This window comes from Affinundibacterium amnicola (assembly GCF_014284275.1).
Lineage (GTDB): Bacteria > Pseudomonadota > Gammaproteobacteria > Burkholderiales > Burkholderiaceae_D > Undibacterium > Undibacterium amnicola.
Window position 1 is genome coordinate 1 of sequence record NZ_JACOFU010000005.1, and the last position, 21,898, is coordinate 21,898.

The 21,898-nt window shown below is 46.1% G+C and carries 17 protein-coding genes and 2 pseudogenes; 5 read left to right on the forward strand and 14 right to left on the reverse strand.

The features are described 5' to 3' along the window. Window positions 1–148: 148 nt before the first annotated feature. A pseudogene (locus H8K33_RS12345) lies at window positions 149–526 on the forward strand (transposase); the annotation flags it as partial. 496 nt (window positions 527–1,022) lie between these two features. On the opposite strand, the pseudogene H8K33_RS12350 reads toward H8K33_RS12345, so the two are convergent. From H8K33_RS12350 to H8K33_RS12370, 5 genes and pseudogenes are all read right to left on the reverse strand, one after another. Beyond that, a pseudogene (locus tag H8K33_RS12350) lies at window positions 1,023–1,445 on the reverse strand (IS4-like element ISCARN115 family transposase); the annotation flags it as partial. 318 nt (window positions 1,446–1,763) lie between these two features. Further along, the gene (locus tag H8K33_RS12355) at window positions 1,764–2,429 is read right to left on the reverse strand and encodes a hypothetical protein (protein ID WP_222613404.1); all 666 of its coding nucleotides are present in this window, start codon (window positions 2,427–2,429) and stop codon (window positions 1,764–1,766) included. Between the two features lie 59 nt (window positions 2,430–2,488). Continuing rightward, window positions 2,489–2,689 carry a hypothetical protein gene (locus tag H8K33_RS12360; protein ID WP_186891363.1) on the reverse strand — a complete coding sequence of 67 codons (201 nt, stop codon included), beginning with the start codon at window positions 2,687–2,689 and terminating at the stop codon, window positions 2,489–2,491. Between the two features lie 595 nt (window positions 2,690–3,284). Then, window positions 3,285–4,475 carry a RelA/SpoT domain-containing protein gene (locus tag H8K33_RS12365; protein WP_222613405.1) on the reverse strand — a complete coding sequence of 397 codons (1,191 nt, stop codon included), beginning with the start codon at window positions 4,473–4,475 and terminating at the stop codon, window positions 3,285–3,287. Between the two features lie 88 nt (window positions 4,476–4,563). Beyond that, window positions 4,564–9,324 carry an NAD-glutamate dehydrogenase gene (locus tag H8K33_RS12370; RefSeq protein WP_186891364.1) on the reverse strand — a complete coding sequence of 1,587 codons (4,761 nt, stop codon included), beginning with the start codon at window positions 9,322–9,324 and terminating at the stop codon, window positions 4,564–4,566. A gap of 1,440 nt (window positions 9,325–10,764) precedes the next feature. On the opposite strand from H8K33_RS12370, the gene H8K33_RS12375 reads away from it, so the two are divergent. After that, window positions 10,765–11,253 carry a hypothetical protein gene (locus H8K33_RS12375; RefSeq protein WP_186891365.1) on the forward strand — a complete coding sequence of 163 codons (489 nt, stop codon included), beginning with the start codon at window positions 10,765–10,767 and terminating at the stop codon, window positions 11,251–11,253. Window positions 11,254–11,440: 187 nt separating this feature from the next. On the opposite strand, the gene H8K33_RS12380 is transcribed toward H8K33_RS12375, so the two are convergent. Together H8K33_RS12380 and H8K33_RS12385 are read right to left on the reverse strand one after the other, a co-directional pair. After that, complete coding sequence (locus H8K33_RS12380; protein WP_186891366.1) at window positions 11,441–11,854, reverse strand: hypothetical protein; 414 nt, start codon at window positions 11,852–11,854, stop codon at window positions 11,441–11,443. A gap of 39 nt (window positions 11,855–11,893) precedes the next feature. Next, window positions 11,894–12,271 (reverse strand): hypothetical protein, encoded by a 378-nt coding sequence (locus tag H8K33_RS12385; RefSeq protein WP_186891367.1) that lies wholly within the window; start codon window positions 12,269–12,271, stop codon window positions 11,894–11,896. Window positions 12,272–12,648: 377 nt separating this feature from the next. On the opposite strand from H8K33_RS12385, the gene H8K33_RS12390 reads away from it, so the two are divergent. The 3 genes from H8K33_RS12390 to H8K33_RS12400 all read left to right on the forward strand — a co-directional run bounded on the left by H8K33_RS12390 (window position 12,649) and on the right by H8K33_RS12400 (window position 14,819). Further along, window positions 12,649–13,080 (forward strand): hypothetical protein, encoded by a 432-nt coding sequence (locus H8K33_RS12390; protein ID WP_186891368.1) that lies wholly within the window; start codon window positions 12,649–12,651, stop codon window positions 13,078–13,080. A 129-nt stretch (window positions 13,081–13,209) separates the two neighbouring features. Beyond that, a complete protein-coding gene (locus H8K33_RS12395; RefSeq protein WP_186891369.1) occupies window positions 13,210–13,962 on the forward strand; it encodes a DUF3667 domain-containing protein in 753 nt (250 codons plus the stop codon). Between the two features lie 374 nt (window positions 13,963–14,336). After that, window positions 14,337–14,819 (forward strand): YegJ family protein, encoded by a 483-nt coding sequence (locus H8K33_RS12400; protein ID WP_186891370.1) that lies wholly within the window; start codon window positions 14,337–14,339, stop codon window positions 14,817–14,819. Window positions 14,820–15,381: 562 nt separating this feature from the next. Here H8K33_RS12400 and H8K33_RS12410 read toward each other — a convergent pair. The 7 genes from H8K33_RS12410 to H8K33_RS12440 all read right to left on the reverse strand — a co-directional run bounded on the left by H8K33_RS12410 (window position 15,382) and on the right by H8K33_RS12440 (window position 21,850). Beyond that, entirely contained in the window at window positions 15,382–15,642 is a 261-nt protein-coding gene (locus tag H8K33_RS12410) for a TfoX/Sxy family DNA transformation protein (RefSeq protein WP_186891372.1), read from the reverse strand. 159 nt (window positions 15,643–15,801) lie between these two features. Continuing rightward, window positions 15,802–16,170, reverse strand: a complete 369-nt coding sequence (locus tag H8K33_RS12415; RefSeq protein WP_186891373.1) for a VOC family protein — start codon at window positions 16,168–16,170, stop codon at window positions 15,802–15,804. A gap of 21 nt (window positions 16,171–16,191) precedes the next feature. Further along, entirely contained in the window at window positions 16,192–16,395 is a 204-nt protein-coding gene (locus H8K33_RS12420) for a hypothetical protein (RefSeq protein WP_186891374.1), read from the reverse strand. 243 nt (window positions 16,396–16,638) lie between these two features. After that, window positions 16,639–17,445: a LytR/AlgR family response regulator transcription factor gene (locus H8K33_RS12425; protein ID WP_186891375.1), complete on the reverse strand. Its 807-nt coding sequence runs from the start codon at window positions 17,443–17,445 to the stop codon at window positions 16,639–16,641. Next, complete coding sequence (locus H8K33_RS12430) at window positions 17,442–18,575, reverse strand: sensor histidine kinase (RefSeq protein ID WP_222613406.1); 1,134 nt, start codon at window positions 18,573–18,575, stop codon at window positions 17,442–17,444. Before H8K33_RS12430 ends, H8K33_RS12425 begins: the two co-directional genes overlap by 4 nt. 13 nt (window positions 18,576–18,588) lie before the next feature. Then, entirely contained in the window at window positions 18,589–19,731 is a 1,143-nt protein-coding gene (locus H8K33_RS12435) for a histidine kinase (protein WP_186891377.1), read from the reverse strand. A gap of 208 nt (window positions 19,732–19,939) precedes the next feature. Continuing rightward, a complete protein-coding gene (locus tag H8K33_RS12440; RefSeq protein WP_186891378.1) occupies window positions 19,940–21,850 on the reverse strand; it encodes a Xaa-Pro dipeptidyl-peptidase in 1,911 nt (636 codons plus the stop codon). Window positions 21,851–21,898: the final 48 nt, after the last annotated feature.

Below are 21,898 nucleotides of genomic sequence, written 5' to 3' on the forward strand. Positions count from 1 at the left end.
ACCACACATTGAAGCAAAAGGCACGATGGCATTTTGAAACAGACGTGTGGTGGTGTATTAAAAATTATCGCGGTAATTTGCGAGTATTTGGTTCGACTACTTGACTACTGGGGGCTAATGGGTGACCCCGTGATCTTGACCCCGTGATCTACTCAAGAGTGTGGCTGGAATTGGTGATGTCCTGGCAACCGTGATTCTGCTGGAAACTGGCTCGATAGAACGATTTAAAGATGTCGGGAATTACGTATCGTATTGCCGCTGTGTTGGTAGCGTGCATACGTCAAACGGCAAGAAGAAAGGGGAAGGTAACACCAAAAATGGCAATCGCTTCTTAGCTTGGGCGTACGTTGAGGCTGCCAATTTTGCGATTCGCTACAGCGAAGCGGCGAAGAAGTTTTATCAGCGTAAGAAGGCCAAACGCAACGGCATTGTGGCGATTAAGGCAGTGGCGCATAAGTTAGCAAGAGCCTGTTTTCATATGCTTAAAACAGGCGAAGTATTTTCGGTGGAACGATGCTTCACTTAAGGTTTGGCAAGGCTACGCGAGCCAGTAATTGGGGTTGGATGACAAGCCATTAGGCCTGATTGGACGCGTAGTTTTTGCCATTGATTTGGCAGGTCGACGCAAGTTAAATCAAGCTGATGGACGTCAAACCATCAGAACTGATTGGACACGTTGCATTTGCCATCACAACAGTTTATTTAAAATGAGTCGTCTGCAATGCGAGCCACAAGGGGTTGGAACCGAAAGGTAGCCACAGATCTGCCCATCACTTGGACGCAAAGCGGTACTGAGATGCTTCTGGAGTAGCAGCGCTACTTGGGCGAAAACAGCAATACCATTTTCGCTAGAACCACATGGGTGACTGGTGCGATTCACGCAACCACACATTGAAGCAAAAGGCACGACAGCATTTTGAAACGAATGTGTGATGGTGTTATAGGAAAATTTTTATCGCGGTAATTGGCGAGTATTTGGTTCGACTTCTTGACTACCGGAGGCTAATGGGTGACACCGTTCTCGTGCGTTCTCGTGCTCGAACAGGCCGACCGTGCCAACGCCATTTGATAGCCGTTCGTTCCGTCATCATACGCCCAGTAGCTGTGACCATTCCTGACACCAGAGGCAGCGGCAAGCGTTGTCTCGCTTTGCAGTAAGCGCCTGTCTTGGTACTGCATAATGGCATGCCATGTAGCAGGCGTTTGGTCGCCACATCATCAACGATGCCTTGGCAAGAACGATCAGGTTTAAGGGCTTGTGCCATAAACATGGATAACGTTTCTGTCGGTGGAAATAGGCGTTCCCTATGTGCAGGAAGAGATGCTTCTAATGTGTCGAACAAATCAGGTGATGTCAGCAGATTGAAAAAGCGAAAGGTATCGCTAGTAGATGCATGGTGGCGAAAACGACTTTGATGAGATTGTGATGTGCGAGTATGATGCATGCGGGGCTAGCGTTATGTAGTGGGAGCAATGGTTTGGCGACTGCAGCTTACCATTACTACGCTAGCCTGCTTTTCTGATTTAATTCATATACTTACGCTTAAGTAAGTGCCATTCAGGCCTGACCCCGCACGTCTGGGTGACTGGTGCGATTCACGCAACCACACGATGAAGCAAAAGGCACGAAAAAGTTTCGTAAAATTGTGTGGTGGTATAAACGGTAAAATTTTATTGCGGTAATTTGCGAGTATTTGGTTCGACTACTTGACACTGGGGGGCTAATGGGTGACCCCATTTGGCAACTACTTGACTACAGGAGGCTAATGAGTGGCATCTTTTTGTAAAGTTTTTATCTCTGGCATTTGTTGTTTAGGAGCTTTCACAAGATAAGTCACCGTAGCTCCGATTATTGCAATTAGAAGTGTAATGCCGATACCAATGAACCATCTTGTGGTCGTGGTACGCCGATCCGAAATTTTTACATTTAGATCTGATCTTGCAGCATTTAAGGTGGTATTTATCCTTTTTAATGTTTCAACCAACTCAGAACATTTATCATAGTAATCTTCGCGTGAGCCTTCCTCTGTTTCTTGAATAAATGATCGAGCTTCTTCGGCTGAACTCATAAGTTCAGCATAATTTTTAATGACGTCGGTCACAGCAATTAAACGGTAATCATTCTGAAATTGTTTAATTTCTTCCAAGTTAGAGATAATAAGTACTTCACATGCATCATAGAGTGCTCTCTTTACATGATTCTTCGCCTTTGTCAGCTCCTCTAAATTGCTCTTTTGCAACGCCGTAAGCAAGTGCCGAGCTACATACCTTAGTTCATTTATCGACGGTATATCCAACCCGTCACCACAATGTTCAATTGTTTTTATTTTTTGCTCGGCTTTAACAAACAGGCGCTCAATCTCATCAATTTCAATCTTAGGGAGCTGTAAATATTCTTTCTGGTTTTGAGGTAACGCGATCATATTCATTGGACCCAATATAAAAATAAGGCCACACACTGTGTGGCCTTATTTGAAGCTAGTTAATTTCAAATGAAAGAATGCTTGATAATCTTCATTTTTTGAGCTTTTCGTTCTTTTTCGGTAGCGTATTTTCCAGCTTGAAGACTAGGATTTCCACGCGCTACTTCCTTAACAATTTTTCTTATACTACGCTCATCTAAAACGTAGTGGTTATCGGGAACGCGAGGAAAAAGCAAATTCCAATATGCGTTAAAAATGGTGATCATAAATAACTCCAACTTATGTCATATTAAATGTCTGAAGGAAAAACCAAGTCGAGCACTCGATTGAGACATTAAAGACATATATTTAGAAAACAAAAAAACACTAGTCTTGTTATAGAATAGTGTCAACATTCAGAAATTTCAAAAAAACTGATAGTCCGTCTTTTCAATTCACGAATCATTTTATTCTTATAGATCCAGAAGAAGTGCGGTTAATATTGGCGATTCTATCTTATCAAACTAAGACAAGATAGATTAACAACCTCGCGATAATATCAGTTAACCCACTAAAAAAAAATATTTTTTATACATTTCAACCACAAAATCCTTGAAAATATGGAAAATCTTCAAGTTAATTTCTTATTTAAGTAATATTTATCGATGCTTAGGTAGTCATGCCACCGTTTTCTTGTTTCGACAGCTAGTCAGATCACATAAAAAAACACCTCAAAAAATCCGCGATAAATCTGTTTCCAAAAAAATTTTCCATAACCATTGATAAGAAAAATAGATGGCTCCGTTCTTCCAGTCTTTTATAAAAGCTAAACACTATTTCACCGTTTGAATAAATTGCGACTAACCAAGACAGCGAGCAGCATTACTTTTTGTGTGCTTCAACATAAGTCGAAATAAAATTTTGAAATTTTCTAGTTGAGCCAAAATAATTTGGGTATGCTTTTTTCAAATTTCTAACGCCGTCAGCGGAAACAAGAACGGTAATCAAAACTTGCTCATCAGCCTCGCTCACTGCCAATGCCTCTAATGCTTGATCCATCTCTGAAAGCCCAAAGGTACTAATCGTGACTTCTATTTTGACCTTACCCGGTTGTTGTGGATTCTTTTCACTACCCTTCAATATTTTTACCAAGAACATGCCCTGATGGGCCAATATTTTTTTTGGCAATTGTTTTTTGTCGGTTGTAAATTGAATTGCTATATTAAACCTCGAAAGCCTATCTCGGACATCTAACTTGCTCTCTAATTCACGTAGTTCTAAAATAAGAATAGGCAATTGATCTTCATGTATCAGACATGACTTTTCTGTATGAGCTACAAGTAGGCCAGAAATTTTGAAAAAACGACGCCAATCGTCATGCCCGTCCAGTGAGGTTTTTAACTTAATGCCTTCTAGAGTATCGATGATTTCTAGCGATGTGGCCCACGCATGTTGGAGCTCGGTTCTTAGTTGTACTTCTATTTTTGTTTTCTTCCATTCATTATCGGATTCTGTTCCCGCAAAACAGCTATACACTAGGTGGATCCCGCCATAGCCACTATCTTTTGGAGTTAAATAGTCACTTGTTTTTATGATTTGATGCACAGAATGACTATTTTTCAGTCTTTCATGTAATTCATTTAATTGCTTCAGATTTGGTACTATGGCTCTACAGCCACCAATGTCCTGCATTCGCGTGACTTCAATTGCATTGGATTTTTTGCCATCTAAAGTCGGCCTCTCTAATTTATCAATAATTGTAGAAAGCATTTTTAGCCTTCTGGCAACAAGACCTTGCTTAGTTACTTTTTTCGTCGCTTGAACAAGATGATTTTTTATAAGCATTAACGGATAAAGATGCGTCTCCCTATAATTTTGAATCTTCAAAATAGCATCTTTCCTGTCGTCCCCTGTGCAGCCATGGCGTATACTTCTACCAGCCTTCTCAATTTGCCCTTTAGAAAATTTTAATATGCACTTTTGATTCTCGTATGCGCTACTCGCCATTATTTCATGTCCTTTTTTGAGAAAAATGGGGTCAAGTCTTAGAAAAATGGGGTCAAGTCTTGACATACAACATCACCACACGCCATTCACATTTTGAGTCACTCTTACAAGAAGGGCGAACACAAATACCGCGCTCGCCCTTCAACATTCCAACTTACGCCAAACTACGCAACTCCCTCAAAGCCACAGACACAGGTGCCAAATCCGCACCCTGCGTGGTGATCGTCGCCAACAATTGATTCAGCTTCACGATCGCTGCTGTGTGTTGTTCGCGCCAGGTTGCGATGTCTTCTTGGCGTGATAGCAGTGATTTGGTGACTTGGCTGGCGATGGAATACACGTCGTCGCGGGCGCTGCCGCGGGCTTGTGTTTGCCATAGCGTGTCGGTTGGCAGGCGGTTGATTTGATCGCGCCATCCGGTTAAGCCTAATTCGGCATCGACGCCAAAATAGGTGCGGGCGGCTTTTTCTAAATCGCTGCCTGTGCTTTGTGCCAGATCGACTAAGTCCAAGGCTGGGAAGATGAATTCCAGCGCGGCTAAGTTTTCTGCCAGGCCTGCTTCAACACCGGCTTTGACCAAGGCTGCGCTAGCTTCTTGTAAGCTGGCGTAGGCGGCGGCTGGTAACCAGGTCGCTACGTTGGCGCGCAGTTCGCGTGCGCCTGGTTGGTAGCGTTGGATCAGCGTTGGCAAGTCGGCGTTGGCGGTGCGGGCGCGTAGCATCCAGCGTGAGGCGCGTTGTGCGATCGCGGTCAATTTGCTGAGCAGGTCTAACTGCAATTTAGAATCGACTTTGTAATCGAGCGCGTCGATTTGATCCCACAGTGCTTCCAGATCAAAAATCTCGCGTGCCAGTGTGAAGGCGCGGATCACATCTGCAGCGGAAGCGGCGGCTTCTGAAGCGATGAAATTCACAAAAGTAGCGCCAGTGCGATTGACCACGGTGTTGGTGATAAAGGTCGCAATGATTTCACGTTTCAATTGATGATTAGAGATGGCATCGGCAAACTTTTCAGACAAGACTTGTGGGAAGTAGGCTTTTAATGCGCGGCTGAAGAAGGGGTCGTCTGGCAAATTAGAGGCGACCAATTCATCAAACACGGCCATCTTGGCATAGGCTAAGACGACGGCGTTTTCTGGTGCAGTTAAGCCTTGTTTGTGCGCGCGGCGACGGGCGATTTCTTCATCGGATGGGAGGAATTCAATCGCACGATTTAAGCGGCCTTGGCGCTCTAAAGTTTGCATCAGGCGTTGTTGACCATCGAGTACATACAAAGGACGGTGGCAAGCGATGTCGAGTGCTTGGCCTTGGTAGTAGTTGTCGGTCAAGACTAAGTGGCCGACTTCATCGGTCATCGAGGCTAACAAGTCATTGCGTTGTTTGAGCGTGAGGTCGCCCGCTTCGGTGATCGCGCCGACCAAGATCTTGATGTTAACTTCGTGATCGGAGCAATCAACACCGGCGGAGTTATCAATCGCGTCGGTGTAGATGCGGCCACCTTTTTGCGCAAATTCGATACGACCGTTTTGAGTGCAACCGAGGTTACCGCCCTCTGCCAAAACTTTGCAACGCAGCTCATTACCATTGACGCGGAAAGCATCGCTGGATTTATCGCCGACTTGGGCGTGGGTTTCGTAAGTCGCTTTGACGTAGGTACCGATACCGCCGTTGTAGAGCAAATCGACTGGCGCTTGCAAGATTGCTTTGAGCAATTCGACTGGCGTGAGTTCTTCGGTCTCTATGCCTAAGACGGCGCGTGCTTCGGGCGTTAAGCTAATTGATTTGGCACCACGTGGATAGACGCCACCGCCTTTGGAGATCAGGCTCTTGTCGTAGTCTTCCCAGCTGGAGCGCGGCAGATTGAACATGCGCTGACGTTCGGCAAAAGACTTAGCGACATCCGGATTCGGGTCGATGAAAATATGGCGGTGATCGAAAGCCACGACCAATTTAATTTGTTCGGACAAGAGCATGCCGTTACCAAACACGTCACCCGACATATCGCCGATACCCGCGACTGTGAATGGTGTGGTTTGCGTGTTGTGACCGAATGCGCGGAAATGACGTTTGACGGATTCCCATGCACCACGTGCGGTGATACCCATTTTCTTATGGTCGTAACCAACTGAGCCACCGGAGGCAAATGCATCGCCTAGCCAGAAGCCGTAATCGGCAGAGACGCCGTTGGCGATATCGGAGAAGGTTGCCGTGCCTTTGTCGGCAGCAACGACCAAGTATGGATCATCTGGATCATGGCGCACGACCTTGGTCGGTGGCACGACATTGCCTTTGACGATGTTATCCGTCACGTCTAACAGGCCCGACAAGAAGATTTTGTAGCACGCTACGCCTTCGGCTTGATAGGCTTCGCGGTCGCTCATTGCGGGTGGATTTTTGAGGACGAAACCGCCTTTGGAGCCGACTGGCACGATGACGGTGTTTTTGACTTGCTGCGCTTTCACCAAACCGAGAATCTCGGTACGGAAATCTTCACGACGATCCGACCAGCGCAAACCACCGCGGGCGACTTTGCCGCCGCGTAAATGCACGCCTTCGACACGTGGGGAATAGACCCAGATTTCGAATAGCGGTTTTGGTTCTGGCACGCCGGGGACTTCGCGTGGATTGAGTTTGAAACTCATGTAAGGCTTGAACGCGCCTGTCTCTGTGGTTTGCCACAAATTAGTACGCAGTGTTGCCAAAATCGTTGCGATGAATTGGCGCAAGATGCGGTCTTCGTCGAGGCTGGCGACCTGGCTCATCGCGGCTTCGATTTGCTCGCGTATGTGTTTTTGTGCTGCTTCGCGATCACCGACATAATCTGGTTTGAAACGTGCGCCGAATAGCTCAGCGATCAATTGCGTGATGCCACAGTTTTTATTCAATGCCGCTTCGATATAGTTTTGGCTGTACGCGAAGCCGAGTTGTTTGAAGTAGCGTGAGCAAGCACGCAGGACACCGATGGAACGTGCATCGAGCGCGGTGTTGAGGACTAAGCGATTGAGATCATCGCTTTCGACTTCACCACGCCATGCCTGGCAGAATAATTCTTCAAAGCGGGCTTTGACTGCCGTCAAATCTGTTTCAACGGGTAATTGCAAACCCAGATCATGGATCCACAATTCACTCTCGCCATCGGCCACATGGTAAGGATGTTCGTCGAGCACGCGTGCGCCCATGCGTTCCAGCACTGGCAAGGAATCTGACAAAGCGACTTTAGAGGTGTTGTAAATCTTAAAGCGCAACAAGCCGGCAACTGCATCGAGCGGGCGATATAACTTAACTGCCAGCGGTGATGCTTTAGATAAATGCGCCAAAATATCAGCATCTTCGGCACCGCCTTGTGGTGTGAAATCTTCGCGATAGCCGCTAGGGAAAGCATTCGCAAAACGATTTGCCAAATCCAGACCACGACCTTCGCCGTGCGTGCGCAAGAGTTCGTTGCTGCAATCGTCTTCCCAACGCTGAGCGAGTTTGGCGATGCGTGCTTCGAGTACCGAGACGTTCACATTTGATGGCGCATCGGCTTTGGCACGTACCAAATAATGAATACGTGCTAATGGGCTGTCGGTCAGCATTGGTGTGAACTCGATGGAAAGGCCGTCCAGCGCGGTTAATAATTCGGTACTGATCTTGACGCGTAATTCGGTGTTGTAACGGTCACGTGGCACAAATACTTGGGCGGACGTGAAGCGACCAAACGGATCACGGCGCAAGAACAGACGTACACGCTGACGTTCTTGCAAACGCAAGATACCGATGGCGTGATCGGTTAAGGTTGCAGTATCGACCTGGAACAATTCATCACGTGGATAATCATCCAGAATCGATTGCAAAGCTTTGGCCGCATGACTTTCAGGCACCACGCCTGCCGCGCTCATGACGGCTGCAGTACGTTGACGTACTTGTGGAATTTCACTCACTGGTGCGGAGTAGGCGGTTGATGTGTAAAGGCCAAGGAAGCGCGATTCACCGATGACTTCACCGGCATCATTGAAGCGTTTGACTGCGATGTAATCGAGCCAGGCTGGACGATGTACGGTGGCTCGTGTCATCGCTTTGGTGACTAAGACTGTTTCTTCAGAATCGATCAAGGCCACGACTTCTGGTGGCAATAGAGTTTCGTTGGTTTGCACTTTACCGCGCAAAATACCGAGGCCAGAATCTGCTAACGCGACCAGGCTGACTTGGTTACCATTGCGTTTGAGTTCGTAATCACGCGCACCTAAGAATGTGAAATGGCGGTCTTCTAACCAACGCAAAAAGGCGATACCTTCGCCATGACTTTGGTGCGTACCTGTGAATTTTTCTGAGGCGGTAATCAGTTCTTTGACGCGGCTCAACATCGGCTGCCAATCGACCACAGCACCACGGACATCCGCCAAAATATGTGTCAATTCATCGACCAGAGCTTGTTGTTCGGCGGCGCTGACGATACGGTCACACTCAACCAAGATCAAGGATTCGACCGGATCATTGCGCCCTGCTGCCGTTGCCGCAGCCACGGTGCTGACTTCGGCGATGCTGCCATCGGCATTACGCGAGACGCTCATCAAAGGATGGACGATCCAGTGCGCGGTACGCCCGCTGCGGTTGATCGCCATGGTGACGGAATCGACCAAGAAAGGCATATTGTCATTCACGATCTGCACGACCGTGTGTTCACTAACAAAGCCATCTTCGGCCAAACTAGGATTAAACACGCGGATCTTCGGGCTATTCGCCGCACGGGGCGAATCTAACAAGCGCCAATGCGCGTTCGCCAAGGCAAACAAATTCGCCGCGCCACGCGTGGTGATTTCATCAGGATCGGTGTTTTCAAAATAAGCAGCGATAAAGCCGCCTTGACGTTTGCTGGCTGAGCCAGAATGTTCTTGGGCATATGCCATGAGTTCGGCAAAATGGGATGAGGTCATGCTTGTTCCTTACTTGTTTAAAGTTCAAGAAGTGCCAATTTATAATTATTCAGATTTACGCAAATAAGGTAGGGTGCGCCATGCGCACCGTCCAGTGATAAATAATGACGACAGTAATGGTGCGCACGGCGCACCCTACTAGCTAGCATTTGCGTAAATCCTCATCATTTTGAATGTCTAACAGCACACCATTTCTGGGTAAGAAACGGCACCATCAACATTAGTGGAAAATCTCTAGAAATTCCCATATTGCAAGTATCCTCCTTTCGAGAGGGAATGACAAATACAGCGAGGAAATTCCAACAGCGAGCAGACCACCTGACAAAGTGCCGCTAGTGTAGCTTTATTTGTATTGTTCAGGCGGTAAGACCAGATGGGGAAAGAGCTTAGTTTGGGTTAGATCAAAATGGTTTGACGGAATGGGATGGGGAAATGGTTCTACGCCATGGATGTGCTTTAATTTTAACGATGCAGCTTTACGCTGCGATTAGTTGTCACACTACCCCACCAGGTCAATGTCGGAACCGAATAGAAACAGTAGGTTGGCGCTGAACAAAGTGAAGCCCAACAATCGAACGCCGAAAGATCCAATTTGGGCTTCGCAAGCTCAGCACCAACCTACTCGCTAAATTGGGATCCAGTAAGAAAACAACGAAATAGTTCTCACTTGGGTAAGCAAAGATGAATGATTTGCCTTGCCAATTCATTAGCAATCATTAAGTCAATTCGCATACAATCCACTGAGTCCACCGACTCATCGTCGGTGCAATCCAACAAGCCTAATTCGCCTCAATGATCGCAGATTCTTAATTTTGCGTTTCTGGTGCGGCAGGCAATCGCTATTCGTTAGCCAATGATGAAAATACCAGCTTTCGCGTCCCTTTTTTTCACATTCTTATTATTTGGAACTATGGCGTCTAAAAGTGCCATACCGCAATCCTTCGAATTCTCCTTCTGGCCTTCTCCGACAGCTTCTGCTGACCCTCGCGTCAAGAAAATCGTTGAACATCCATGTGGATCAGTCGCTATTGCGAAGGTTCGGGCTATTCCTGCGTACAAACGAGACGGCGTACTTATTCCAGAGCGAGTTCTAGAGACAGATCTTACCGGCAAAGTGGTTCGCCGTTGGGTCATGCCTGTGGATGGATCTGTTCGCGGCATTATCAGAGACAAACTAGTCATCAAGTACGACACCCGTCTGTACCAAATTGGTTCCAATGGCCGTGTAGCCTTGTGGAAGTCAACGCGTTCATTTCTGGAGCCTGAGTTGGGGGTCTGCAAAGTTCCTGCTGAACTCCTGCCATCTGACTACGCACTGTGCGGTCGCTTCACTGATCCCTCAACGGGAAAGTCTCGTCAGCTTTCATACGAGATTGTTTGTTCGTGAAACCAGTCAAGTAGGAGCGCTGAAAAGTCACGCTGATTAAAGGAAATTTAAAAGTGAAAATATCATTACTAATTTTGACTTTGCTTTGTTCATTTATTGTTTCTGGGTTTGTTGGTGCTCAAGAAAAAGACCGAAAGGTAAGCATAGAGGCAAGAAAATTCTTGGCCCATTTACTCTCAAAAAACGAAGCGAAATTAATTGAATACGAAGATGAGCAAAATATTTTTTCAAGCGAAGGTAAAATCAATGGCGATATTTATGATTTTTTGTACACATCAAAAACGAATTCAAAGTCAGTCGTCGAGATTGCCGAGATGGATAAAGTATTGATTAAAGTCATTAAGCAGAAGGGGAATGTTGTCACCATTCTTTTTTACCCGAAAAAGTTTCAGTGGGAGATAAATAATGACCTAACATTTCTGGAAAAAGAGTGGATGAAAAAATACTTTGCGTGTGAATTTGTAATCCATCGTAGCAAGCTTAAATTTCATTACAGCTTTTGCTTTGCTGAAACCGGTGGTCCATTTCATTCCGAGCAATAGCCAAGTACTACGGTTGCAACCCGTGTCGACCAACGCTTGAGGATTACCAAAAGTTAGCGTGACATGGGTATACAGAGTTCGAAAAGTGTCGTTTAATTCAACTACAGCGCGGGTTGTACCCGCCCTACATGACTTCCGAATTGCGGTGTTTGCTTGCTCGAATTTGGGTGTTGAATAATCGACGACATCAAAAACCAATATTGATTGTCGACAAATTAGGCTTACGCAAATTGACGTTGGGTTCATCGTAAACGATCTCAATCATCGTATCGTCGCTATAGGTCTGATCATGAATAGGCAAGATAAAACTAAATTTACCTACATTCAGTGGCAAATCTAGGCGGCGGTTTGCTTGTACTAAGGTGACGCTCTTTGCGCCAAGATAAGGGGTTGGGATACTGACGGTCAATTTACCAGATCGACAAAAACCCCCGATGGCATTAAGGAACATTCTAAACACCAACGGTGCGCCATCTTTTTCTATCGCCCACTCCATTTCACAAGCTAACCTCAAATCGCCTAAGCGCAATTGATCAATCGGCAATGACGGCGTACGAATCGCAGGCTGCCAACGGTATAGCTTTTTCTTTCGGTTGAGCATCAAATCGGCATCGTCAGCGTCTGCCTGTACATCGCGCGGTTACACAAAGTAACCACTTTCAGCCAAAGGAATAGGGAGCGAGCTTTGATCAGATTTGACATGAAGGGTTAATCCGTCCATCGAGAGTCCCTCGGCTCTTGGTCTAATCACAAATTTCGGCTCGGCCAATGGTGCTTTTGCGTGAAAGCGATCAAATGCCTCCAATCCTTTAAGCATAGACCGATACGATTTCCACTCGGGATTTCTGGTATTACTAATCTCCACCGATTGCTCTGCATTTTGTTCATTTGCAGATGATGTTGACTCAGCCACCACGTGCTTAGTAGACGCAGGCGCAGCAACTTCCTGAGCGCGCGTCACGTTACCAACAAGCGCTAACGTAAGACTAGCGGTCAATAAAATTATTCGAGTTGGCATAGTTTGATCCAGTAATCCAAAAGACTGGATTCTAAACGAATGCCGTAGCCGACACTGGAATGAATAAAAGTCCAGTAGGGCGGGTGGAACCTGCGCCGACAAACGCTTGAAAATGGCCAAAAGTTAAGGACATCTCGGTAGACAAAGTCGGAGAGGTGTCGTTTAGTTCAAACACAGCGCGGGTTGCACCCGCCCTACATGACTGTCGCACTTACATACCTAAAAGGCTACAATCACCACTCAATGAGCTACCGATATTGTACTTACTCATTCTTGATCTAAATTGATCCATAAAGCACACGATGAAACCGACGATACTTGACGCTCTTACCGCGCCACTACAGACACGTAGAAGCAGCCCTGGCTGGAGCTTTGCTATGGCAGTTTGTTGGCTACTGTTGGGATTGAAGGTTTACGATTTTCAGCAGGACAAAATCGCTGATGAGCGTTTGCAATCGCCTGCGCAAACGAAAGTGCAATTTGTCAGCGCCAAGTGCCGATTTAAAAGCGGAAACAATTCGCCAATTTACTTGAGCAAAACCTATACTTACCAAACTCAACCAGATTCACAAAATTACGAAGTTGAAGATTTGATTCGCTATCCTTCGATGGCGCAATGTGAAGCCGACTTACCGAAAGCAAACACTTTCTCGCTACGACAAATGGTTTGGTTCGATCAAACCCAACATGCAAAAGCAAGCTGGGATTTGGAAGAAGCTTCACCCGCGACCATCTTTTGGTTTTTCGGGATTGGCATCCTTATCTTGCTAACTCTTGGGGTCGCTGGACTGAGGCACAAAAGGTCTTGAGAGGTCAGAGTTAAGCTTAGCGAGCGAGCGCGCGCTATCGATGATTGATCAGTACTGATCCTTACCGAGGTAGATCCATACATGACTTACGTTAATGCGACATAAACGAAAACTTAAACAGGCAAATCAATGACAAACGACACGAAGTGCAAAAACTGCGACACATTTTTGGTCGGTAATTTCTGCTCAAGTTGTGGACAGAAAGCAGATACTCATCGAATAACGTTTGCCCATTTTCTTTACGAGTTCTTTCACGCATTAACGCATACCGACAGGGGAATTTTATTATTGATGAAAGCCCTCATCTTAAGGCCTGGTGATGTAGCGAAAGAGTATCTCGATGGAAAGAGAAAGAAGTATTTTAATCCGCTTACATTTATTATAATAATCTCATCTATTTATGCGTTTTTGAGTTACAAAACGGGATACTTCGAAGCACTTTCCGGATTCGATAGACAAATTAAAGTAGAGGGCGAGGTATATACAGAGAGCATGCAATTGATGCTTGAAAATCGAAAGATTCTGAATTTATTTTTAATGCCAGTACTCGTCTCATTCTTGTCATGGATTTTCTTCAGGAAGCAGAAAACAAATATGGCCGAAAACATTGTTCTCAATTCATTTGTTCTGAGCCAGATTTATCTCATCATGATCGTGATCTTTATTCCCGGATTTTTACTTTTCCCTGAGACGATTAAGGCCAATAACTATATGTCTCATGGGCTCATGTTGGGATATATGAGTTTGGCGTATCATCAATTTTTTAAGGGTCATGTTTTCCTTACCGTTCTAAAGACAGCATTGATAATTGTTCTTTTTATCCTCTTGTTTTGGCTTAGCATCATGGGATATGTGATGTTAAAACACTTGATTTTGGGGTAATGACTGAGCAAGAATCAGGGATATCGAACGAGCCAAGTAGAGCGGGCGCAACCCGCGCAGACAAACGCTTAAGGATAGCGTGACATCGGTACACTGGTGCCGCTTAGTTCAACCATGGCGCGGGTTGCACTCGCCCTACATGATTGACTTGGGACCAAGTAAGAGAACGGCGGAGTAGTTAACGCTTAGGCCAGCACAGATGAATGAATTTCTTTGTCAATTTACCAGCAATCATTAAGTCAATTCGCATACAATCCCTAAATCCACCAACTCATCGTCGGTGCAATCCAACAAGCTTAATCCACGGTAATGATCGCGGATTCTTAATATTGCTTTTCCAGTGCGGCTGGCAAAACGCTATTCGTTAGATATCAATGAAAAAATTTATTTTCGCAGCAATATTGGTCGTCTCTAATCCTTGTGCTGCTACCGACAAGATTGGCGACCAAACCGTCAAGGTTAGCGAGCAAGACAAGAATATGAATCTTGCTATCGCCGAGGCAAGAAGAACCCTTGATGGCTTTTTGGCGTTATCGAAAAAACCTCCTGAAGGTACATCCAACTTCAAATTAAAAGTGATGCTGTCAGATGATGCTGGAGTTGAACACTTTTGGTTTATTCCATTCAAAGAAATCAAAGACGGTTTTGCTGGCGTCCTCGCGAATGATCCGCAAGTCATTAAGTCAGTGGTTGCGGGTAAGGTTTACGCCTTTAAACGCGAGCAAATTACTGACTGGGGCTACGAACTGAACGGAAAACAGATCGGAAGCTTTACCGTCTGCGCGCTTTTCAAATCCATGCCAAAAGCAGATGTTGCACGCTACAAGAAAGATCATGGTTTTGTCTGTGAAGATTAATCATTGACTTATGACAAGGGCAGCCTCATAGGCCATGACCTATGAGGCCGAGCCCACACAACGAATCTAAAAAATTAAATCACTGTGCGTCTAATTAACTCCATTCGAAGCGGAATTGCAGCACTAAAAGCCAGTGCGGCTTTTGGTCGCGCCTTACGAAGACAACGAGAAGGAAAATTGACCGAAGCCTTGATAATTGCCCAGAATGGACTTGCAATTTTGCGGAAGACATACGTACAGCACAGCAATCCCCCGGAGGGTTCAGCTCACGCATCATTAACCACGCTGGCAGAGTCAATTGCTTGGGAGTTAGATGTTCCGGGGGTTACCGAACAAGATCTATCTACTGCATTGGCCTTTTTGAAAGCTGTTGAAACAAAGAGTCCGCCAAATGGGCTTGGCGAATACATTCCGTTCCTAGAGTCACGCCTTGAATCACTGCACAAACATCCGCATAATAGGTTGGGCTGATTAGCCCAACGATTCCCGTTCTGATTTGCGATATATTGGGCTTTGCAGCCCAACCTACAAAATCAGTTCAGCAACCAGGACAGGCGTAAATCTACACTATACCCAACGCCTCCAATCGCAATAAAACCTCTAAACGTCGCTCTCGTTTAATTTCTTGCCAATTCCGATTCTCTTGCGCGCCGATCATCGCGTACAACAAATTCAAACTCGTCGATTGATTGCTTGATTTCAAACGTACATAGAGGGCGAAAACATCGGATGCCATAAACTGCTCGACTGAATTCACACCTATGCTGCGCAGCATTACTTTTGATTGAGGGCCTAAGCCGCGAAGGTCAGTGATATCTGTCATGGCTAGCTAAAATGATGTGAAAGTTAAAATTTTTGCTCACATCATTTAGCGTAGCAGAATTTTTTGCAGAAAAGCTCAGTGCACGTCAAAATTGGTTTCCTAGCTTATGTCGTGTTCACGGTTTCATCTGCAACCTCGTAGCAAACTCCGTTTCGACTTCTAACTGCCCGAACCATTCGAAAGATTCTGAACGAAAGAAATCTTGTTTCCATCAGGATCAACGATCTCGACCATTTTGATAATGTCTGGATATTCTACGATCTCGCCAACCGCTAAATGGAGGCTTGTTAACGCAGTGCGCTGTGCTTCGACATCTTTGACACAAAGGGCGACACTTGTACTACCAGCCCGATCAGGATCGACGGACACTTGAACCCATGCGTTTTCAGCGAATTGCCACTCTGCGATTCCTTCCATGGGCACAACATCTGGCTCGCGACCAAAGAAAGTTTGATACCAGCTAAAAGACGCTTCGAAATCCTTCACTGGAACGACTGAAGTCACATTGATTAGCGCTTGAATTGACAAAGTGCATCCTTCAATAAATGCTTAATGTTTCTTGTGCGAGCTAACACGGTCGGCCTGAGGTGAAATAGGCGTGCCTTTTAGGATGCCGCTCAGCAAAGGAGAAGATGACAGTAACGCGGCTTTAGCTCGCTGAGTTTCGATATTGGATCCTGGGCTTAGCTTATTCGTCGTCAGAGCTTGAAACGAGACTCGTTGCAATCCGCCATTGCGTCTTTTCTTGTACATAGTTACTCCTGTCAAAGTGTGATTCGACGATGGAGAGATTTTTTCTATGGACTGACTGATTTTCCGCCAACATCATCAGGCCAACATCTACCATCTGCGAAGACTTTGACATAGCAAAATTAGCGATACCAGCAGAATGTGACGGAATAGTTGGTATCTGGGGTAAGCAGCAAATTCTTGGGATTAAAAGAATTTATTCAGGGATAAAATTCACAACGGCCTAGGTCTGCGATTTAGTTCAAATCACAGACTTTGCATTAACATCTTTTTTAGCTTCTTGATGTGGGTATCACTGACTTTCACTTGATCGCCGTTACGCAGTACCGCAACATAGCTAGCTTCTTCACTGATTTCCAAACGACGAATCGCATCTATCCGCACAATGGCGGTTCTGTGCAGACGTAGGAATTGTGATTTTGGAAGACGTTCTTCCATTGCCGAGATCGTGGTTCTATGCAGAATAATCCGGTTTGGCAAATGCAATTCAACATAGTTCGCGGCGGTGCTTAACCACATAATGTCACTGATATCGATGCGTTCGATCTTGCCAACCGAACGTACAGTAACGTGCGTCAAATGTGGTGTTGCCGCACCCGATTTTTCTGCATCTCTGTCTAAAAAATAATCTTGCATGACAGCGCTTTGCAGCAACTGCTGTTTGGTTTGTAGCGCTTGTTTTGCACGTAGCAACATCGCTGCAAAACGCTCGTCATCAAATGGTTTGAGTAAATAATCCAGTGCAAAAATTTCGAAAGCGCTTACCGCATGTTTGTTATATGCGGTGATGAAAACGATCAACGGCGTTTGTTCAGACAAAATCAATTCGCGAGCAAAATCTAAACCAGTTTGCGTCGGCATTTCTATATCTAGCAAAATCAAATCAAGGGTTTCACTCTGCAAAATCGCCCGCGCTTGGGTGGTGGAATGGCAGCTCGCAATCAAACGCCACTCGGGATGTGCTGCGAGGGCGCACTGCATATTGGTCAACGCGGGTAGTTCATCGTCAACCATCATCACTTTGTATTGTTGATTCGCAGGTTCTTGGTTCATAACTTATGTCCTGTATTCATCACACGATCTCCACAAGATGTTTGAGGGATTTGTATTTCTGCCAGAAATATAGAATCGGCTTGACCGCTTTTTTCAGTGATTAAACTCGCCCGATCTTGATACAGAATCTGCAAACGTTCACGGGTTGAGCTGATACCTAGGCCATGCCCATTGCGTGCTTTGCTAGTTGAGAACACAGCATTGCGGATGCGGAAACTGGTTTTGCCATTGATCGATTGCAGTTCCAAAAGGATGCTGCATTGCTCATGATGATTTTCTACACCATGATGAATGGCGTTTTCTACCAAAGGTTGAAACAGCAAAGGCGGGCATGGCAAGGCATGCCAATCTCTTTCTTCGATCTGCCATTCGATGTGCATACGATCTCCAAAACGAAGTAACTGCATATTCAGATAATCGCGGATAAATTGCAACTCGTCGGCAACACTCAGCCATTCGTGTTTGCTCGATTCCAGCACATAGCGTAACAAGGCGTTGAGTTGTTGTAGTGCAGTTCCTGCCAATCGTCGATCTGCACCACGCACCAAGGCGCTTATGCTGTTAAGTGCATTGAACAAGAAATGCGGTTTGAGTTGGCCTTGCAATAATTGCAGACGCAAACCCATGCTTTCATTTTCAGTCTCGATGAGTTCAAGCTCTTTTGCAGCGGTGCGCTGCCACATGGCAAAACCCGTTTGTAAAAAATAGGAAAAGAAGATCAAGAACAAATCCACCCATAAAACAAAGGCAGATGTTTTCTTCATCTCTTGCGAAAAAAGTGTCCAAGGCTGATCAGCAAACCACAACATGATCAACACCTTATTCGCGGTTAATAGTGGCAAACCAATAAACAGCATCACAGCGATACTTGCCGCCATAGATAAGGGCGTCAACATGTGCTCTGGCCTGCGCCAAATCATGAACGCCAGCACACAATTGAGCAGCCATAGCGGCAAAAAAATACAAATGTATTTGAATAAAATCAGCGTCTTGGGCAGAGTAATGACATCTTGATTTTGATCGAGAAAAATCGCTAGTGTGTGGAAACTTGCGATCAACATCCATAAACAAAATGAGAGCGCGCAAATCACTATTAAAGAGCTTAGCTCCCGCGCTTTATGCTTATTCATATTATTGTTTTGCTCAGGCATCGTCTAACTCCGTGATTGGATAAATCAAACGAATACGATGGCTCAATCTTGTCGGCGCAGCTTGCGTCATTAGATCAATCGCGGCGGCATCCGCATGCAGTAGGGCGATTCTTTGGCGCGCTGCCTCTAGTTCTTCCGTGCTAGATAAGATGGGTGATGCAGCATTGAAATCAATCGATACGCTTAACATGGAATGTTCAAGCGCTATCCTGACTAACATTGGCGATGCCTGGTCTTTAGACATGATCTGTCGATGGCGTACCGCGTAATCGAACAGCGGATAAAGCAGAAGTGGTGGAATTTGAATCGCTGACCAATCATGACCATCGAATTTCCACTGCAATTGCAGACAATTTGCGCAAGCCAGATTTTGTAAATCCAGATAGTCTCTTAAGAAGCGAATTTCACTTTCCACACTAATGCTGGTCTCTTGCGCTGACTCTAAAACATAGCGCAACAGATCACTCATACGCGCTAAAGCACGCGTCGCCATGGGTGTGTCGGCATTGACGACTAGATTCTCGATGCCTTCTAAAGAACTCAGTAAGAAATACGGTTCTAAATGCGTGCGTAAGTACAGCATTTTAAGGCGCAATACTTCTTGTTGTGACTGACGAGCGATGTGCAGTTGTTGGCGACCATGCTGCCAATACTGTAGCGCCAGATGTGCCGATAAAATAAACAGCAGGACCATCACATCCACCCAGATTTGCAGCGGCGACAGCGCTCGCACGATGGCTTCCCAGTTAAGCGCTTGGCGCCGAATATAGCCAACAAAAAAAGCATGCTCGTACACCACATGCAAGGGCAAGAAAACCAAGACCAAGAATAGCACCAGCCGCAGGATCTGCGACCACGCAATTCCCTTGTTGGCATTTTTAGCAGCAAAGTAGATGAGCAGACCAGAACTAAGCAAAGGCCAAGGTAACAAGATCGCCAAAAATTTGATCAACTGCGTTTGAAGAGTGATATGTGCTCCGGCATGACGCAGATCGTAGAGATTGGCAAAGGTGGCGAGAAACAAAAACACGCACCACAAAAGCCACACAATCAACAGTGGTCGCCACAAGCTTTGCACAAGGCGCAGGGAATTACGCGCTTTCAGTGACCATGGCTTGTCCGGTATATGCAGCATGAATGAGAAATTTAATGAAGAATCTAAAACACCAAAAAGATCGCTAGCTTGCCACGCCTCTACAGAAAATGCATCTGCACGGGATCAATTGGGGGAAATGTGGGATGGGCGAGGAAGTATTACTGATGGGAACAGTGCCATAAAAGGTTTGTACTTTCATGGCACCTAATGATACTTATTTGATGCTTACTGGATACTTACTTGGTACTTACTTAGAAAACAAAACCGATTTCAAACCTGCTTCACCACCTACCACAGGCAAACTCAATGTGGTCTTTGACAAATCCACGCTCAATTCCGTACCTGCCTTTGGCCACAAAGTGAAGTCCTGATCGCTGGACATAATCATCAATCCCAAACGTTTACCAGCTGGGATGACTCTATCAATAGGCTGGAGGTCGAAAGTTAAATCAACGAATTTACCTGGTACCAGAGGCGTTCCCGTTAATTTGGAATCGTAATTGCCGGTTTTAGTTAATGCACGATGATTCTGTGGATCCGCCCAGCCGCGCGAGAGTACTCCGGCTTGTCCTGCTGAGCCGACGACTTTGCCATCGAAAGGCAACATGACTAGCCATACAGATAGATTGGCTGCTGGCTTGTTGGCAGCCACACGAATCTTGATGCTAGGCGTACCCGACAAATGCATGGCATCGCTTAGCTCTGGCGTTGCGTAAATTAAGCGATGTGGTGATTGTTCTGCCTGCGCCAAAACGCCACCTTTGAATTGCACATCATCGATCAGCTTTTCGATACTGGTTTTGTTTTGAGCTGATAAACCTAAGCTGCCCGCCTTGTTGCCGCCTGCACCCAAATATAAATTCACTGTGCTCGCTTCGGGATTTGGGAAATCCAAATACGGCGTTGGCGGTGTGCCGCGTTCTGCGTTTTCGCGCACAATCATAGCGCGGGCATCACGTTCTACGCCGTTATCGACTCCGTACAGATAATGCGAGAACCAGCGATTACGCATTTCTAATGGCGGTGTGCCGCCTCCGTGTCCACCTTGATGCAAATAGAGTTGGGTTGGTACGCCTTGTTTTTTCAAAGCATCGTAAATACGAATGGAATGCTCGGGCATCACGTTCCAATCTTGCTGACCGTGGGCTAACAAGGTCGCGGCCTTCACGCCTTTGATCTTGGTGAGCAAATCACGTTCTGCCCAAAAATCATTGTAATCGCCATACTTGCGATCAAACTTGGCTGGGTACAAGCCATCACGGATAGTTTTATTACAGAATTCGCGTTTTTCTGGCGCGCCGCTATAGATGAAGTCATATAGTTGATCGATGTCTTCACCGAGGTAGCCACCCGGATGACGGACTAAACCATTGCTGCGGTAGTAGTGATAGTAAGACGTGTTAGGCGCGATTGGGATAATCGCTTCTAGACCAGCCACGCCTGTGGTCGCTGCCGCCAAAGGAATCGTACCGTTGTAAGAAGTGCCGGTCATGCCGACTTTGCCCGTGGCCCAGCTTGCTTTGACTTCTTGATTGCCGTCGATGGTGGTGTAGCCTTTTGCGCGGCCATTAAGCCAATCGATGACGGCTTTGGGTGCGAGTTCTTCTGGTGCACCACCAACCGTCGGGCAACCTTGTGACAAACCGGTGCCGGGCGCTTCGGAATGCACCACTGCGAAACCACGTGGCAACCACGTATCGATTTCTGTGCGTGAGATTTCTGGACGCACTGGGATAAATTTCGCCTGCTCATTGACTGGACGTGGTGGCGGCTCGCTGCCGAGTTCGTGCTTCACATCCCACATTTTTTGGTTCTTCATGGTGCCGGCAAAATAGGGCGAAGATTCGTACACCACCGCGACTTTTAAGCCCTCAGTCTCGGTTTGCTTAGGACGCGTGACGGCGACATGCACACGATCTGGCTTACCATCGGCGTCGCTATCAAACTCGGTCTCTACCCATAATTCTTGTTTGATCCATTGCGATTTATCTTGAAAACCCGGCACGATTTGGGCTTGTCCGTTATAAAAAACGGGCACTGTTTTGGTATTGGCTGCCGCATCTTGCGCCGTGCTATTCGTCGAAAAAGCGGCGATGAGGGCGAGACTTAAAAGGGATCGTTGGCACAATTTTTTAGAATACACTTGGCTTAGTTTCATAGGTAGTCGGCTGTGAGAGTAATCAGTTAAAGAAGGGAAACTAGGTAA